The sequence below is a fragment of the Streptomyces sp. AC627_RSS907 genome, assembly GCF_019049165.1.
On the sequence record NZ_JAGMUE010001027.1, the window covers coordinates 1 to 744 of the forward strand.

Consider the following 744-nt stretch of genomic DNA (forward strand, 5'->3'; position numbering starts at 1 on the left):
CGCCAAGGTCGTGCTGACCGCGCCGGGCAAGGGCGACGTCCCCAACATCGTGCACGGCGTCAACCACGACACGGTCAAGCCGGACGAGCGCATCCTGTCCTGCGCGTCGTGCACCACCAACGCGATCGTCCCGCCGCTGAAGGCGATGGCGGACGAGTACGGCGTGCTGCGCGGCCACGTGGAGACCGTCCACTCGTTCACCAACGACCAGAACCTGCTGGACAACTACCACAAGTCCGACCGACGTGGTCGCTCTGCCGCGCTCAACATGGTCATCACCGAGACCGGCGCCGCCTCGGCCGTCGCCAAGGCGCTGCCCGACCTCAACGCGCGGATCACCGGCAGCTCGATCCGCGTCCCGGTGCCGGACGTGTCGATCGCGATCCTGAGCCTGCGACTGGCGCGCGAGACCACCCGCGAGGAGGTCCTGGACTACCTGCGCAACGTGTCGCTGACCTCGCCGCTCAAGCGTCAGATCGACTTCATCAGCGCCCCCGACGCGGTCTCCAGTGACTTCATCGGCTCGCGCCACGCCTCGATCGTCGACGCCGGCGCCACCAAGGTCGAGGGTGACGACGCCATCCTCTACCTCTGGTACGACAACGAGTTCGGCTACTCGTGCCAGGTCATCCGGATCGTCCAGCACGTCTCCGGGGTGGAGTACCCGACCTACCCGGCCCCGCAGGTCTAGCCCCACCCGGCGGCGCGCCATCCCGCGCCCCGCCACCTCGCACAGCCCTCACG

General features: G+C 68.8%; 1 pseudogene. It reads left to right on the forward strand.

Annotation, left to right across the window (positions count from 1 at the left end):
- A pseudogene (locus tag KUM32_RS40055) lies at positions 1–691 on the forward strand (glyceraldehyde-3-phosphate dehydrogenase); the annotation flags it as partial.
- Between the last annotated feature and the right edge of the window lie 53 nt (positions 692–744).